The following is a 14,723-nucleotide window of genomic DNA, read 5'->3' as shown; positions in this document are numbered from 1 at the left end:
TTCATGTCTTACAGTGATTAATGGCCTTTTGCACCAGCAGAGTTTTCCCAGAATAACCATATCCGGCCTCAGGGGAGGCTCCGGAAAAACCATAATCAGCTTGGCCCTGACCTGGTTGTTTACACAGCAGGGCTTTAAAGTTAAAGCTTTCAAGAAGGGCCCGGATTATATAGACGCTAAGTGGCTTTCACTGGCCTCAGGTCAGCATGCGTCCAATCTGGACCCTTTTCTCTTTTCCACCTCGCGCATAAAATTCTTTTTTTCCTCCTTTGCCGGCACCCATGACCTGGCTGTTATTGAGGGCAACCGCGGCCTCTTTGACGGCATGGACACCCGGGGGTCGTGCTCTACTTCCGAGCTGGCCAGGATTCTTGAGTCACCGGTGCTTCTGGTTCTGGACTGCACCAAGGTCACCAGGACCACTGCGGCCATTGTCCAGGGCTGCGCCATGTTCGAGGAGAACCTGGATCTGGCAGGAGTAATCCTTAACCAGACTGCAGGGGCCAGGCACAGAGACATTACCCGGCGAAGTATAGAAAAGTATACTGATGTACCTGTTCTGGGCGCACTGCCCAAGCTTAAAGACACTCCCATTCCGGAAAGACATATGGGGCTTATCTCCAGCCAGGAGTACCAGGGACAGGACGAGATATTCAGGGCCCTGGGCAAAGTGGTCCAGGACAATATCGATGTTGAACTGGTCCTGAACATTGCCGGTACTGCACCAGCCTGCACCAAGACGCAGAATCATGTCCAGGAGGTTTCATCAGGCCCTCCCAAGGAAGAAGCCGTCATCGGAGTGGTCCGGGACAGGGCGCTTTGGTTCTACTATCAGGAAAACCTGGATGCCCTCAGGCAGCAGGGGGCAAAACTGGTGGAACTGAGCCTGCTCACCCCTGAAGACTGGCCCCGGATACACGGGCTTTATCTGGGAGGAGGTTTTCCCGAGACCTCCGCCCGGGAGCTTTCAGTCAATGTCGCTGCCAGGCAAAAAGTAAAGGATCTGGCTGACCAGGGCCTGCCCATCTATGCTGAATGCGGCGGCTTCATGTATCTGGCCGAAAGTCTTCACTATGAAGGGGAGGATTTCGACATGGCCGGGGTGTTCAATGTCCAGACCAGGGTATATAAAAAACCCCAGGGGCACGGGTATATCCGGGCAGGCATCATTGAGCCCAATCCTTTCTATTCCACCGGCGATACCATTGTAGGCCACGAGTTTCACTATTCCAGGTGCCTCTCCCTGACTCCTGAGGCCAGGTTCTGCATGCGCATGGAGCGCGGCACCGGCATGGCCGACTACAAGGACGGACTTCTGTACAGAAATGTCCTGGCAGGCTATGCCCACGTACATGCCTTCAGCGTTGAAAACTGGGCGGTCAATTTCGTCCGTGCGGCCGGGATATTCAGGGAACATGTCCAGAAAAGCACTGGTCCCTGTCCGGATATTGTCTGCAAATAATTATTCCCTGCCTTGATTGCATTCCAGGAAAGGGCAGAATTCTCTGGCCTGCTGCGTAAGACTGTTATGTTCGTCGTAGAGAATGAGCGGGGGAAGCATGGAAAGCTCTGGCCCGGAATTCTTGCGGGCCTTAACCAGGACCAGCGAGGCCTGTTTTCCGGCCCTGCCGTAAACCGGCAGGATGGTTTTTGGTCTCAGCCTGGACCGGTCAAGGTTTAGCAGCAGCTGGTCCAGCCTTGAGGCTGGATAGACAAAGCCGGCAGCGGCTCTGTTTTTAAGAGCAAAAAAAGCAGCCTGGAAAAAATCCAGCTGCGAGTTTTTTGTCACAAACTGTGCGGATTTTTTTCCAGGATTTTCCGGAGTCCTCCCGGAGCGTTCATCACGGTAGGGAGGGTTGGCCAGGACCAGGTCAAAGCTCTCAGGGGCGAGGCTTTGGGAGTCAAGGCTTGTTACGTCCAGCAGCCTGTATGAAGATTTTTCTTCCAGGCACAAAGCGCGGCTGTTCTGGCGTGCGCACTCGATCATTTCCGGATCATTGTCCACTCCAGTGACCTGGATCTCTTTTCCCGGGTTGGCCAGAATAAGACCTAGGCCCACCACGCCGCACCCGCATCCAAGATCCAGAACCTTCCAGTTATTTCCCGGGACTAAAAAGACAGACAATAATAAAGAGTCCACTGAGAAGCGAAAGCCAGCTTCAGGCTGGGCCAACCCGCGCGGGAACAGGTCTTCTGCACCGCCCTGTTTCATATGCTTCTTCTTAAGCGCTACCTGTCCCAGAGATGTAAGAGCATGCCCGTGGGCAGCTTGGGATAGAAAAAGGTGGATTTTCTGGGCATGACCCGCCCGGCCTGGCAGGCCTCCTGCATTATATTGATGGGTACGGATTGCAGGAAAAAAGCCGCTTGCAGTTCCCCGCTTCTGACCTTTTCCAGGGTCAGATCTTCTTCGTGGGTGTAGTGCAGGTATTTTCCCGAAGCCAGTTGCTCATCGTCGAGGCCCATAATATCGCGAAGCATAACCCGGTCCAGAACGTATGCCCCGATTTTGTCGAATATATCCTCTCCGGGCTGACGGGGGATGAGCAGATAATTTATGTGCGGCAGGCACAGCATGAGCATGTCTGTCCTTGGCATTTCTTCCGGGAAAGAGTGGTCTTCCCTGGGAATTATATCAAAGTACCTCCCGGCGGATTGCATGACCTTTTGCCAGTCGAACTCTTTATCCCAGGAAACCGTGCGGTGATAAGGAAAGATCTCCAGTCCCGGCGAGGAGATGTTGCTTAAGTATATAAATATGTATTCCCACGGTGCATTGTCTCTTGCCGGCTGATTGTGCATGAAATAAAGGGAGGTCTCGTAGCGGTGATGGCCGTCGGCGATGAAGATTTTCCTGTCCTGCATCAGGCTTTGTATCTGCTGGTTATGTTCTGCAGGTACCGGCCATAACCTGTTGTACACGCCGTCTTCCTGGGTAAAAGAGATAAGAGGCTTTTGGCCGGAGCATATTTCCCCGATTTTCTCCACGTATTGCTCCGGGTCGTCATAGACCCCGAATACAGGGCTCAGCTGCCCCTGGGTGGCCTGCATGAGTTTGAGCCTGTCCTCTTTGGCCTTGGGATATGTTTCCTCGTGGGGGAATACGTTTTCCCCGAAGGGCTCAAGCCTTAGTCCACCCATGATCCCCCAGCGGGTACGGGATCTGCCCCGGGTCTTATATTCCGAGGCCAGGATGTAGTACCTGGGCTGCTGGTCCGCGGTGAGCACCTGCTTTTTTATCCACTGATCCAGAAGCTCCCGGGCGTGAGCGTAGCTTACAGGGGAGTCGATGTGCACCACGTTGTATTCATCCCGGGCCAGTTCCTGAATGTCTTCCTGGGAGAGGACATCATAAGGCGGTGAAATGACCTTTTCCGGGTCAATGTCTTGCCGGGACCAGTCGTAGCTGTAAAACTGTAAAGGCTTGAATTCTGGCATAGTAATGATTCTATTGTTGTTTTATGCGGGCGTGTTTTTTGGATGCAAAGCAGATTATTCTTGCCCGCTTTTATGTTTCAGGGAATTTATTAAGATCTGAGCATCCGGTATTTTGAGCATCCAGGCCAGGGCAAAGTAAATCACAGCCCATACCGGAATAAGGGCCATAGCCATCCACGAGGTTACACTTACAAATTTTAGCATGAAAAGTAAAGCACAACTTGCCAGGGTCATTTTCACCAGGTTGGTGCCGGCGGTAAGCCAGGGGCCGGTCTTGCGGCCCAGGGCCAGGCCCAGAAGCAGGACATTGACCCAGGAGGATAGACTGGCTGCCAGGGCCAGGCCCAGGTGCTGCAGGTGCTGCATGAGAAGGATGCCCAGGGCGATGTTCAGCACCAGACTGATGACGGCTATCTTCACCGGGGTAACCGTGTCCTCCAGGGCGTAAAATGCCGAGAGCAGGGGGCGTACGCAGGAAAAAGCCGGCAGGCCCACTGCAAAGCCCACTAAGGCCAGGGAGGTGGCCTGCACGGCATCGTCACCAAAGGCTCCCCGTCCGAATATGACATCAATTAGAGGGTAGCTAAGTCCAATGAGTCCTGCAGTGGAGGGCAGGGCAATGAACAGGGTCAGGCTCAGGGATGAGTTGAGGGTGCCCTTGAAGCCCTGCATATCCCGGTCTCCGGCCAGGGAGGAAAGGGAGGGCAGGGCAGCGGTTCCAATGGCTACGGCAAATACCCCCAGGGGAAACTGAACCAGACGGTCGGCGTAATAGAGATAGGCAATGGAGCCGGAGGCCAGAAAGGAGGCCAGTATAGTCCCGGCCAGGATGTTCAGCTGGTAAACTGCAGCCCCGAAAACCGTGGGCAGCATAAGTTTCCCGATTCGTTTTACGCCGGGATCAAAGAGAGAAAAATTACCCCTCCAGCCAAATCCGGATTTTTTCAGAAAAGGATACTGAAACAACCACTGGATGAGTCCCGAGGCCAGCACCCCGAAGGAAAGGGCCAGAGCCACGCTCATCCCGGAGTAGTAGGCCCCCAGGGCTGACAGGATAAGAGTAATGTTCATGAGTGCCGGAGCCAGGGCCGGAGCCATGAAGTGGTTCATGGAGTTCAAAATGCCCATGCACAGGGCCACGGAGGAGATAAAGATTATGTAGGGAAAGCAGATGCGCACCAGGGTGACGGTAGTTTCAAAGATTTCCGGGTCTTCCCTGAAGCCCGGGGCAACCAGCATGGTCAGGGGAGCAGCAAAAAAAAGAGCCAGCAGGGTAATGCCACCCAGGATCAGAAGAAGCCAGATCTGCACCGAACGGGCCAGAGCAAAGGCGCTTTGGGCACCCGACTCTTTTTTGATCTTGGTAAAGACCGGGACAAAGGCCATGGTCAGGGAACCTTCGGCGAAAAGACGGCGCAGCAGGTTGGGGATGCGAAAGGCCACGAAAAAGGCGTCGGCCATGGGGCCTGCGCCCAGGGTAAAGGCAATGATCAGGTCCCGGATAAATCCCATGATGCGGCTTACCAGGGTTGCCCCGGCGACCACAGAGGCCTTGCGGGCCAGGGATGAAAATGGCGGGCTTTTGCTTTCTCGGGTACTCAAGATGGGTTTCCTGTGTGTTGCTGAGCAAGTGATACTAAGGAAGTAAGTAATAAAGCACAAGTAACCGTGGCAGTCTGAATCAGTCAGAAAATCAAGGTTTTTCAACTTCAAAAGGTGGTGTCAATAATATTTTCGGCATTGACCTGACCCGGGGGTAGGGATAACATATCTTTCCATGGAAGGTACAGTACGCTTGTTCAAGGCCCTGGGAGATACAACAAGGTTGAGGCTTTTATCCCTGCTGCTTCAGGGAGAGCAATGCGTCTGCGATCTTATGTTTGCCCTCCAGCTTCCACAATCCACAGTTTCCAGGCATTTAGCTTATCTCAAGAATTCAGGATGGGTCAAGGACTGCAGGCGCGGGGTCTGGAGCTACTACAGGATTGTCGGTTCTTCCAGACCTGCACACAGCCAGCTTCTGGAAATCCTCAAAACCCATCTTTCAGGAATGGAAGAGATCCAGGAGGACCTGGAGCGCCTGAATCAGCGTCTGCAGATAAGGAAAAGCGACAGGTGCGGGTAAAACAGGATTTTTTTTAAAGAGTCTGTTTCACCTGCTCTTTTTCCTGGATGCCGGGCTTTTCCGGCAAGAGCGGAGATGTCCTGGACAGGGTAAGGCAGCACAGGGCTGAGACAAGCAGGGGAAACCAGAATGTGGTCAGCCTGGACAGAAGGGATACGGCCAGGCCTTCGGCCGGGGTCAGACCGCCCATGGTGAAGAACAGGGCCATGGCTCCCTCGTAGGTTCCCAGCCCTCCGGGAAGCAGGGGCACCATGCTGACCATGTAGGCGAAAAGCGTTGCCAGGCCGATAATCAGGGGATGCACTTCCAGGCCCAGAAAGGTGCAGGCCAGGTAAACCTTGACGGGGTAAAATACCCATATAACAAGCGAGACAAGCATGGCCGCAAAGGTCTGCCGGGTGGACAAGAGGCTTGAGGCGGCCAGCCGGGACTGCTGCAGAAAAAGTGCAATTCTGGAGGGTGTTTTTTTCAAAGATTCCAGTCTGCCCTGGGCGATCTTTCGGGGTGCATCCTGAAGGGGCTTTTCATTTCTTTCTTCACCTTTTCTTCCATAACATAAAAAACCAAGCCCGACACACATGGCGGTGAGAACCGCCAGGGCTGCATAAAAGTATCCCGGCAGCTCAAACATGAAAAAGGCCGGCAGGACAAGCATCAGGCACAGCAGTACAAAGGGGGTCATGGTCAGAAACTTGTGCACCAGCAGGGTTCCGGCGAGGTCCTGATAGGCCTGGCCGGTTTTTTGCCTGAACAGGTAAACCTTGGCGGCTTCACCGCCGAATTTCACAGACGGTGTCAGGCTCTCTATAAGCCCGGCGGCCTGGTTTACGAGAAATACTGTTGAAAAAGTAATGCTTGTTTTGCGGGTCAGCAGGAAGTGCCAGATCCAGGCACTGGCCAGCAGGGTGGAAAGCTGCAGGGTAAAAAGTACCGCAACTGCCAGTGGGCTGACGCGGGACAGGGCCTGCCCCAGTTCCTGGGTGCCGAAGATAAGGGCCATGAACAACAGGCCTGCAATACCCAGGAGGAAAAATATTATTTTTGATATGGACATGCTGTTCATGCAGCTTTTGTGGCCAAAAGTGAAGGATCTGCGGTTGCAGGATTGAAAGCCGGGTGAACACTGACGGCCGGGCCTTTGTTCTGATATAGTACAGAACGGTCAAAGGTGCGCATGGGTTGAAAAGTTTCTGCTTCGGGTCGGATCTTTGTCTGAAGACAGTCGTAGTGATCTTTGTAAGGCGAACTGGCCAGCCTGAAAATAAATCTGGCTCCGGGGCGGGATTTTTTCTGCATGACTTCCAGGATCCTGTTTTTGGGTGCAGCCTGCAGGGCCACTATGGATGCTGTGAAATTGTGCCTGAAATCCTGGGCACCGTCGGCATGCATGACTGTTATTCTGTCCTCAAGACCGGCCTTTTTTACGCACTTTTCGGCGTAACCTGCGGCACAGGGGTCAATATCCAGGGCGTAAACCCTGGATCCGGCCAGCTTTGCTATGTACAGGGCAGTAAAGGGCACGGCTCCACAGCCTATATTCAGCACAACGTCGTCTTTTCCAAGCTTTGCAAGTGTGATCTCGTTTTCAATAACCTGGCGGTAAGGCCGGGAATAAAGCCAGGTCAGAATTTTCGAGGAACTGCTCATTTTTTCCCATGCCGCTACAGCCATCGGTATCCAGCTCATGATCTGCTCCTTGGTGATTTGTATGTTGAATGTCATTATCGGTAATATTTGTTTAAAAAAGTCAAGTTGAATCTGAAGGTCGTTTTCAATCATTTTTTGAAATGTTTGTCAAGGAGAAAAAGGAAGGGATCTCATACAACCACCCCCGACCCCTCCTTGGCTAAGGAGGGGAGCTGTATCGCGGCTTGGACTTGCTTGGGTGGTGGGTTTCTGGAATGTTTATAAGGAAGGGAGTTCATACAACCACCCCCGACCCCTCCTTGGCTAAGGAGGGGAGCTGTACCGCGGCCTGGACTTGCTTGGGTGGCGGGCTTCTGAAATGTTTATAAGGAAGGGATCTCATACAACCACCCCCGACCCCTCCTTGGCTAAGGAGGGGAGCTGTACCGCGGCCTGGACTTGCTTGGGTGGCGGGCTTCTGAAATGTTTATAAGGAAGGGATCTCATACAACCACCCCCGACCCCTCCTTGGCTAAGGAGGGGAGCTGTATCGCGGCTTGGACTTGCTTGGGTGGTGGGTTTCTGGAATGTTTATAAGGAAGGGAGTTCATACAACCACCCCCGACCCCTCCTTGGCTAAGGAGGGGAGCTGTATCGCGGCTTGGACTTGCTTGGTTGGTGGGCTTCTGGAATTTTTATAAGGAAGGGATTTCATATAACAACCACCCCCGACCCCTCCTTGGCTAAGGAGGGGAGCTGTACCGTGGCCTGGACTTGCTTGGGTGGTGGGTTTCTGGAATGTTTATAAGGAAGGGATTTCATACAACCACCCCCGACCCCTCCTTGGCTAAGGAGGGGAGCTGTACCGTGGGCTTGGACTATTTGGGTGGGTGGGCTTCTGGAATGCTTGTAAGGAAGGGATCTCATACAACCACCCCCGACCCCTCCTTGGCTAAGGAGGGGAGCTGTACCGTGGGCTTGGACTATTTGGGTGGGTGGGCTTCTGGAATGCTTGTAAGGAAGGGATTTCATACAACCACCCCCGACCCCTCCTTGGCTAAGGAGGGGAGCTGTACCGTGGGCTTGGACTATTTGGGTGGGTGGGCTTCTGGAATGCTTGTAAGGAAGGGATTTCATACAACCACCCCCGACCCCTCCTTGGCTAAGGAGGGGAGCTGTATCGCGGCTTGGACTTGCTTGGGTGGTGGGTTTCTGGAATGTTTATAAGGAAGGGATTTCATATAACAACCACCCCCGATCCAGACGGAGTATTTGACAGATGCCTGCGACAGAGTGTTGCCGTGCCTCGATCTGCTCCCCTCCTTGGTTAAGGAGGGGCCGGGGGTGGTTTGATATTAAGCTCCCTTCCTTATTCTTTAAAATGTTTTTTTATAGATTCCAGCACATTATCAATATCAGTAAATATCTGTCGGTTTTCGAATCTAAGCACTTTCAGCCCAAGGTTTTCCATGTATTCCTGTCGCGTCTCGTCGTAGTCTCGTCTCATCTGGTCGTTGTGAACTTCACCGTCCAGTTCAAGTACCAGACTTTCAGCCGGACAGTAAAAATCTACGATGTAAGGACCCACACTATGCTGTCGTCTGAATTTTCTGCCTTCAAGCTGTTTGGACTTGAGAAACGTCCAGAGTTTGCTTTCAGCCGGGGTCATTTCTCGGCGTAGTATTTTCCTGTGAGGCTTTAGCTTTTTTTGATTGTAAATTTCGGATTTCATTTTTTTGATTTGAGTTTGTTGCGTTGGTTGTTGTAGGTTATGCGAAATGCAAGAAAAAATAAAGGAAGGGAGTTCATACAACCACCCCCGACCCCTCCTTGGCTAAGGAGGGGAGCTGTATCGCGGCTTGGACTTGCTTGGGTGGTGGGCTTCTGGAATTTTTATAAGGAAGGGAGTTCATACAACCACCCCTGATCCAGACGGAGTATTTGACAGATGCCTGCGACAGAGTGTTGCCATGCCTCGATCTGCTCCCCTCCTTGGTTAAGGAGGGGCCGGGGGTGGTTTGATATTCAGCTCCCTTCCTTTTATTCTCCAAAAACGCGGTTGCGGCCAGACTGTTTGGCCGTGTACATATGCTGGTCTGCGCGTTTGATGATTTCTTCCGGGCCGGATTCGGCGTAATCCCGGGTGGAGGCCACTCCTATGCTTACGGTCAGATGCGGGGCTATACTGGATAAGGCATGAGGTATGGCAAGGCTTTCAATGTCTGAGCGGATTCTTTCGGCCACCATCAGCGACGACTCCAGGGGAGTTTCGGGCATGAGGATGACGAACTCCTCCCCGCCGTATCTTCCGGCATAGTCTGAAGCGCGTTTCAGACTGTCCATGATGCTGCGGGCGACTCTCTGCAGGGCGATGTCCCCAGTCTGGTGACCGTAGTGGTCATTGTACTGCTTGAAACAATCTATATCCAGCATGGCAACGGAAAGAGGACTGGCGTTTCTTTTGCCCCTCTGCCATTCCCTGGCCAGCACCTCTTCAAAACAGCGGCGATTGGGTATCTCCGTGAGCCCGTCCAGGTTGGCCTTTTGTTCCAGAAGCTTGTATTTATGCTGCATATCCAGGTAGTTGCGTACCCGGATCTTTACTATGGGAGGGGATATGGGCTTGGTGATGTAATCCACTGCTCCAAGCTTAAGCCCTTTCTCTTCCTGCTCCCTGCTGTCAAGGGCGGTTATGAAAATCACCGGAATGTGATTGGTTGCATCATCATGTTTGAGCTTTTTGATGACTTCAAAGCCGCTCATCCCGGGCATGGCAATATCCAGGAGGATAAGGTCGGGCCGGGGTTCCTGATGGGCCAGCTTCAAAGCCTGTTCTCCGCTTCTGGCCAGCATGATAGTGTACTTGTCCTTGAGCAGGTCCGCCAGGACCCTGAGGTTTATTTTTTCATCATCAACAATGAGTATGCGGGCTGGTTCATGTCCCATGTGTATCACTGATGTTGCCGTTTATCCTTTGCTGAATTTTCAGGGCCACTTCAGCTGCAGCATCATGGTCAAACTCGCTGATAAATTCAAGAAGTTTGTTCAAAAGCCCGTCAAACCCCTGTCCCCTGAGCATCCCGTCCAGTTCCCTGATCCGGTTTTCATCAGCAAGTTCGCCACGGTCCAGGGTCCGGGCAAGCTTTCCAAGTATTTCAGCTGCGTATCTTTGTTCCCTTTCCCCGAGAGGAGACGGGGAGATACTCTCTGGCTGTGACCTGGATTCAAGGCTGTCCAGGGAAGAGAGACAGTTCTCCAGGCTGTGCAGAAAATTCTGCAGCAGTATGGATATGTTTTGCTTATTATGTTGTCCTGATTTCAGGGTTTCTTCCAGAAGGGAGGCATCCCTGTGCACTTTTACGGCTCCTATATATGAAGAGGCACCCTTGATGGCATGGGTTTTTTCCTGGATGTCTTCCCATCTGCCCCGGTCCTGCCACTGCCGCAACAGGGAAGGGACCGACCTGTAGGTATTTTTGAATTCCAGAAGCATCTCCATAACCAGCTCAGGGCTGAAGTTCATGCGCTGCATGGCTTCATCCATGTCTATCTCCCTTATCCGGGGCAAATGCTCACTGCTTTTTTGCAGGTCAATAGACCGGCTGTTGCCGCCTGCAGAGCCAACAGCACTGTCCTGCCGGGCGGCTTGAGGGGCCCAGCGCTGCAGGATACGGTACAGGGTGTCAGGATGCACAGGTTTGGTTATATGGTCGTTCATGCCGGCCTGCAGGCTTTTTTCCAGGTCCGTATCCAGAGCATGAGCGGTCATGGCGATGATGGGGATGCCGGGATTGAGGGATTGGGGGATTTGGGAATTCTGGGATTGAGGGATTGAGGGATTCTGGGATTGAGGGATTGAGGGATTTGGGGATTGGGGGATTGAGGAATTTGGGGATTGAGGGGTTGGGGGATTGGGGGAATGGTTCTGTGGCCTGCGGTCTGTGTCCTGTGAGCCCTGTTCTGTAATCTCTGCGGCGCGGATGTTCCGGGCCGCCTCCAGCCCGTCCATTTCAGGCATCTGGATGTCCATGAGTACCAGATCATAATGGCTTTGCTGAAGTTTTTCCAGGCATTTTTTTCCATTGTCCACAATAGTTGCATTTATGCCTGCTTCACGCAGGTATTCGTGAATAATCTGCTGATTTATGGTGTTGTCCTCGGCCACCAGGACCCTTGTCCCCCTGACTGCCTCCATGTCCGGATAATCCTGGTCTGGTCCGGGCTCTGCCTGTTCATTTCTTCTGAAACAGGCTGTAAAGAAAAAGCTTGATCCCTGATCAGGGATGCTTTCCACCCAGATTTCTCCGCCCATCATCTGGGTCAGTTCTTTGCAGATGGCCAGTCCCAGACCTGATCCGCCGTATTTGCGGGTAATGGAGCCATCAGCCTGCTGGAAGGCCTGGAAAAGCTGCTCAGCCTTTTCAGGGGTAATCCCTGTGCCGGTGTCGCTCACACAGAAAAGCAAGTCGACCTGGTGTTGGCGCTCCTTCTGTAGTGTCACGGTAAGGGCTACCTCTCCCTGGGAAGTAAATTTGACTGCATTGGAGCAAAGGTTCAAGATGATCTGTCCAAGCCTTAGAGCATCACCCACCAGACTGTCCGGCACACCGGGATGGATATGAGTTTGGATTTTCAGTCCTTTTTCCTCCGCCCTGGCCCCGACCACATTCAACATTCTGCCGATAATCTGCTGCAGGGAAAAGGGAAGCTCTTCAAGTTCCATCCTGCCGGCGTCTATCTTTGAGAAATCCAGAATATCATTTATTATTGCCAGCAGGGTATCGGCGGAATCAATGATTTTTCGCACATAGTCCTGCTGCACGTGATTCAGTTCGGTGCTTCCCAGCAGGTAGGCCATTCCGGTTATGGCATTCATGGGGGTACGTATCTCATGGCTCATGCGGGCCAGAAATTCACCTCTGCAGGCACTGGCCTGTTCGGCCTCCTCCTTGGCCGCCACCAGCTTTTGTTCCAGGGATTTGCGCAGGGTAAGATCCATGGCTGTAAACAGGTAACCTTCCCGCATGCCCTCGGCATTATAAATGGAGGTGATGGAAAGGCTTACGGGCAGAAGTGTGCCGTCACTGCAGATGTACTGCCATTCCCCGGTATCATGCTGCTGCAGGCTGGTGTAATGTTCAAATATCTCCATGCCGGTACTTGAGGTCAGAGTAGCCTTTAATGAGGCTCTATGCCGCTCCAGGTCTTCAGTGGTGTGCAAAGAAAGTATATTCATCCGGCCGGCAACATCACTGGATGCATATCCCAGCAGGTTTTCCGCTCCGGGATTGAAAAGGGTGATATTGCCTGAAAGATCAGTGGCAATGATGGACATTCTGGAGGCGGCATCAAGAACGGCCCGGCGCTGGGCATTGGCCTCCCGGTAGCGGCGCAGCATCTGCTCGGTCTGCTCAAACTGCTCCACCACCATTTTCGAGGTTATTTCAGCTGCTTCCCGGGCAACTTTCAGTTCCCGGCGAAGCAGTTCGTTTTCCTGGGCCAGGTCCTTATAACTCTTTACCATGGCAGCAACGTCCATTCTCGGCTATCTGCAGGCTCAGGCAGGCCGCCTCCTGAACAGATTCTGACGTAAATTTTTCCTCGATTCCCACCAGAAAGATTTCCCGGGGCATGGTTCCGGTACACACCTCAGGCAGAACAGTAAGCAAAAAGGGCAGGCCGGCCCCGTGACCATAGTGCCGCAGCTCCCGGGAGGCAATGACCTGGCTTTGATCCAGGACCACCACCCGGCCGGGTGCGGCAAAGCCTTTAACGTTGTCCACAAAAACCACCCTGCCGCCCTGTTCCAGAAAGGGCAGAAGGTTCAGGCCGGAAAGGCCGCCGAAAAAAACTTCTACAGTGCGGGGATGCTCAGTGTCCTGCAGGCGTTTATATACCTGCAGTCCGGCCATATCTTCTGTTATCCAGATGCTTCCAATGCAGACAATACTCTTTTTCAAAAGCCTCCTCCCAGGACCAGGACGCCTTTTTTCCGGCCCCTGTGCAGGCTGTGCACAGCACATACCAGGCAGGGATCAAAGGAGCGCACCACATGGCCGGCCTCCACCGGGTTTTCCGGATTTTTTATAAAAGTCCCTTCCAGGGCCTTTTCCCAGGCCCCGGGATTATTATCCCCGTCTCTGGGGGAGCCGTTCCAGGTGGATGGAGTAATGATCTGGTAATGCTCGATCTTCTGGTCCACTATCTGCACCCAGTGTCCGAGCCCGCCGCGTACAGCCTGGATAAGACCGGCTCCCTGTCCATCGGGGATTTTTTTAACCCGGTGATAGAACTTGCCCTGGGGATTGCTGCTCAGTTCCCGCAGCCAGGCCAGCATGGCCGGAATCAGCCGGGCCGGCCGGGTAAGCCTGGCCAGCTGACGGGACAGGACGCTGGAGCCCTGCCTTTGAATAAGGTCGGTGAACAAGGGATCACGGCGCACAAGCATTTCAGCCAGAGGCCCGGTTTCAACTGCGTGGCCGTTGTATCTGGGGGCCTTGATCCAGGAATAGCTGTTTTCCCGGGGTGCGTAAGGGTCCGGGTTGGTGCTGCTGTCCCAGGGATGGACGCTGGTATGCTTCTGGCTGTAGGGGCACTGGGAAATGTCTTCGGCGATGTTTGCTGGGTCAAAGGCCTGGATGCTGCCGTGCCGGGCGAATCCGGCCGGGATGAACTGGCCTTGCTGTCCCTTCACCTCTGTGTGTTCCGGCAGGGGCAGCCCGCCGTAGCAGAGAAATCCGTCGGGTCCCTGCCCCATTGTATCCAGTCCGGCGTCATAGGCCAGGCGCAGGAAAAGGCCCAGATCGCCCTGTCGATGGGATTCTATCTCCTCCAGCCAGTCAAGCATGGCCTGGGCACTATCCACCTGGTGCCAGCGGCTTATGGAACAGCCCAGGACATTTTTTTCGTACCAGCTCTGAAAATTCTCAATGATCATGCAGCAGCGCAGAAGTTCCGGGGTACCCAGGCTGGAGGTGACCCCTCCGGGGACCATGAAGGAGGTATGCGGCCACTGTCCGCCTATGATGGCCACCACCTCCAGAAGGCGCCTGGTTTCCTGGATGGACTGGATGGCGGAGGTGCCGGACAGAGGGGCATAGCGTTCCATTAGCAGGCTGCTCAGGGGGTGGGATGCATAAGCCCCTTCATTGGTGAAATCCACCATGAACATAAGGATGCTCTGGCGGATGTCGCTCTGGAGCATTTCCACCATCAGGGCCAGATTGCGAAGTCTGCGGGCGTTGTCCGGCGGGGTTGTGCCGCTGATGTCTTCCAGGGCCTCTACTGCAGCGGTGAGGTGGCTCAGGCTGCAGATTCCGCAGATGCGCGGGGTTATCACCAGTCCGTCCAGGGTGCCCCGGCCGGTCATCATGTTTTCAAACCCGCGGTACATGGTCCCCGAAGACCTTGCCTCCGTGATGCAGCCGTCCTCTATTGCGGCCTGGATCTCCAGGTCGCCTTCAACCCGGTTCAGGGGGATGTTCAGGCTTGTGCGGACACTTTTGGAACTCATAAAAGTCCTTTTGCTGGAACA

Annotated in this window: 13 protein-coding genes; 3 read left to right on the top strand and 10 right to left on the bottom strand. The window is 53.7% G+C overall.

All coding sequences use genetic code 11. The features are described 5' to 3' along the window. Positions 1 to 13: 13 nt before the first annotated feature. The gene (locus DTHIO_RS14485; RefSeq protein ID WP_008871010.1) at positions 14 to 1,462 is read left to right on the top strand and encodes a cobyrinic acid a,c-diamide synthase CobB; all 1,449 of its coding nucleotides are present in this window, start codon (positions 14 to 16) and stop codon (positions 1,460 to 1,462) included. Here the strand turns inward: DTHIO_RS14485 and DTHIO_RS14480 are convergent, their stop codons facing one another. Genes DTHIO_RS14480 through murJ form a run of 3 tightly spaced genes read right to left on the bottom strand, consistent with a single transcriptional unit; the run spans position 1,463 to position 5,040 of the window. Continuing rightward, positions 1,463 to 2,212 carry a tRNA1(Val) (adenine(37)-N6)-methyltransferase gene (locus tag DTHIO_RS14480; RefSeq protein WP_008871009.1) on the bottom strand — a complete coding sequence of 250 codons (750 nt, stop codon included), beginning with the start codon at positions 2,210 to 2,212 and terminating at the stop codon, positions 1,463 to 1,465. Between the two features lie 17 nt (positions 2,213 to 2,229). Then, a complete protein-coding gene (locus DTHIO_RS14475; protein WP_008871008.1) occupies positions 2,230 to 3,438 on the bottom strand; it encodes a DUF1015 family protein in 1,209 nt (402 codons plus the stop codon). Positions 3,439 to 3,492: 54 nt separating this feature from the next. Then, the gene (gene murJ, locus DTHIO_RS14470; protein ID WP_008871007.1) at positions 3,493 to 5,040 is read right to left on the bottom strand and encodes a murein biosynthesis integral membrane protein MurJ; all 1,548 of its coding nucleotides are present in this window, start codon (positions 5,038 to 5,040) and stop codon (positions 3,493 to 3,495) included. A 175-nt stretch (positions 5,041 to 5,215) separates the two neighbouring features. On the opposite strand from murJ, the gene DTHIO_RS14465 reads away from it, so the two are divergent. Then, positions 5,216 to 5,563 (top strand): ArsR/SmtB family transcription factor, encoded by a 348-nt coding sequence (locus DTHIO_RS14465; protein WP_008871006.1) that lies wholly within the window; start codon positions 5,216 to 5,218, stop codon positions 5,561 to 5,563. Between the two features lie 13 nt (positions 5,564 to 5,576). Here the strand turns inward: DTHIO_RS14465 and DTHIO_RS14460 are convergent, their stop codons facing one another. Together DTHIO_RS14460 and DTHIO_RS14455 are read right to left on the bottom strand one after the other, a co-directional pair. Further along, positions 5,577 to 6,617 (bottom strand): lysylphosphatidylglycerol synthase transmembrane domain-containing protein, encoded by a 1,041-nt coding sequence (locus DTHIO_RS14460; protein WP_161598684.1) that lies wholly within the window; start codon positions 6,615 to 6,617, stop codon positions 5,577 to 5,579. A 5-nt stretch (positions 6,618 to 6,622) separates the two neighbouring features. Continuing rightward, positions 6,623 to 7,249: a nicotianamine synthase family protein gene (locus tag DTHIO_RS14455; RefSeq protein ID WP_008871004.1), complete on the bottom strand. Its 627-nt coding sequence runs from the start codon at positions 7,247 to 7,249 to the stop codon at positions 6,623 to 6,625. Between the two features lie 738 nt (positions 7,250 to 7,987). Here DTHIO_RS14455 and DTHIO_RS14450 point away from each other — a divergent pair. Further along, on the top strand, positions 7,988 to 8,416 hold the full coding sequence (locus tag DTHIO_RS14450) for a hypothetical protein (RefSeq protein WP_144311544.1): 429 nt from the start codon (positions 7,988 to 7,990) through the stop codon (positions 8,414 to 8,416). Between the two features lie 142 nt (positions 8,417 to 8,558). On the opposite strand, the gene DTHIO_RS14445 is transcribed toward DTHIO_RS14450, so the two are convergent. The 5 genes from DTHIO_RS14445 to DTHIO_RS14425 all read right to left on the bottom strand — a co-directional run bounded on the left by DTHIO_RS14445 (position 8,559) and on the right by DTHIO_RS14425 (position 14,702). Further along, positions 8,559 to 8,921, bottom strand: coding sequence for an endonuclease domain-containing protein (locus DTHIO_RS14445; protein ID WP_008871003.1), 363 nt, complete (start codon positions 8,919 to 8,921; stop codon positions 8,559 to 8,561). Positions 8,922 to 9,229: 308 nt separating this feature from the next. Further along, on the bottom strand, positions 9,230 to 10,135 hold the full coding sequence (locus DTHIO_RS14440; RefSeq protein WP_008871002.1) for a diguanylate cyclase: 906 nt from the start codon (positions 10,133 to 10,135) through the stop codon (positions 9,230 to 9,232). After that, the gene (locus DTHIO_RS20000; protein WP_008871001.1) at positions 10,125 to 12,713 is read right to left on the bottom strand and encodes a PAS domain-containing hybrid sensor histidine kinase/response regulator; all 2,589 of its coding nucleotides are present in this window, start codon (positions 12,711 to 12,713) and stop codon (positions 10,125 to 10,127) included. The genes DTHIO_RS14440 and DTHIO_RS20000 overlap by 11 nt, the downstream gene beginning before the upstream one ends. Beyond that, positions 12,697 to 13,149 (bottom strand): hydrogenase maturation protease, encoded by a 453-nt coding sequence (locus tag DTHIO_RS19995; RefSeq protein WP_008871000.1) that lies wholly within the window; start codon positions 13,147 to 13,149, stop codon positions 12,697 to 12,699. The genes DTHIO_RS20000 and DTHIO_RS19995 overlap by 17 nt, the downstream gene beginning before the upstream one ends. Next, entirely contained in the window at positions 13,146 to 14,702 is a 1,557-nt protein-coding gene (locus DTHIO_RS14425) for a nickel-dependent hydrogenase large subunit (protein ID WP_008870999.1), read from the bottom strand. Before DTHIO_RS14425 ends, DTHIO_RS19995 begins: the two co-directional genes overlap by 4 nt. Positions 14,703 to 14,723: the final 21 nt, after the last annotated feature.

The sequence above is a fragment of the Desulfonatronospira thiodismutans ASO3-1 genome (assembly GCF_000174435.1).
In the GTDB taxonomy this organism is placed as follows: Bacteria; Desulfobacterota; Desulfovibrionia; order Desulfovibrionales; family Desulfonatronovibrionaceae; genus Desulfonatronospira; species Desulfonatronospira thiodismutans.
This window is presented reverse-complemented; position numbering and strand designations above follow the sequence as displayed.

Bases quoted from the DNA above. Each gene is read 5' to 3' on its own strand.
- DTHIO_RS14480 (WP_008871009.1), bottom strand. From the start codon at position 2,212: ATGAAACAGGGCGGTGCAGAAGACCTGTTCCCGCGCGGGTTGGCCCAG.
- DTHIO_RS14475 (WP_008871008.1), bottom strand. From the start codon at position 3,438: ATGCCAGAATTCAAGCCTTTACAGTTTTACAGCTACGACTGGTCCCGG.
- DTHIO_RS14465 (WP_008871006.1), top strand. From the start codon at position 5,216: ATGGAAGGTACAGTACGCTTGTTCAAGGCCCTGGGAGATACAACAAGG.
- DTHIO_RS14460 (WP_161598684.1), bottom strand. From the start codon at position 6,617: ATGTCCATATCAAAAATAATATTTTTCCTCCTGGGTATTGCAGGCCTG.
- DTHIO_RS14455 (WP_008871004.1), bottom strand. From the start codon at position 7,249: ATGAGCTGGATACCGATGGCTGTAGCGGCATGGGAAAAAATGAGCAGT.
- DTHIO_RS14450 (WP_144311544.1), top strand. From the start codon at position 7,988: ATGTTTATAAGGAAGGGATTTCATACAACCACCCCCGACCCCTCCTTG.
- DTHIO_RS14445 (WP_008871003.1), bottom strand. From the start codon at position 8,921: ATGAAATCCGAAATTTACAATCAAAAAAAGCTAAAGCCTCACAGGAAA.
- DTHIO_RS14440 (WP_008871002.1), bottom strand. From the start codon at position 10,135: ATGGGACATGAACCAGCCCGCATACTCATTGTTGATGATGAAAAAATA.
- DTHIO_RS20000 (WP_008871001.1), bottom strand. From the start codon at position 12,713: ATGGTAAAGAGTTATAAGGACCTGGCCCAGGAAAACGAACTGCTTCGC.
- DTHIO_RS14425 (WP_008870999.1), bottom strand. From the start codon at position 14,702: ATGAGTTCCAAAAGTGTCCGCACAAGCCTGAACATCCCCCTGAACCGG.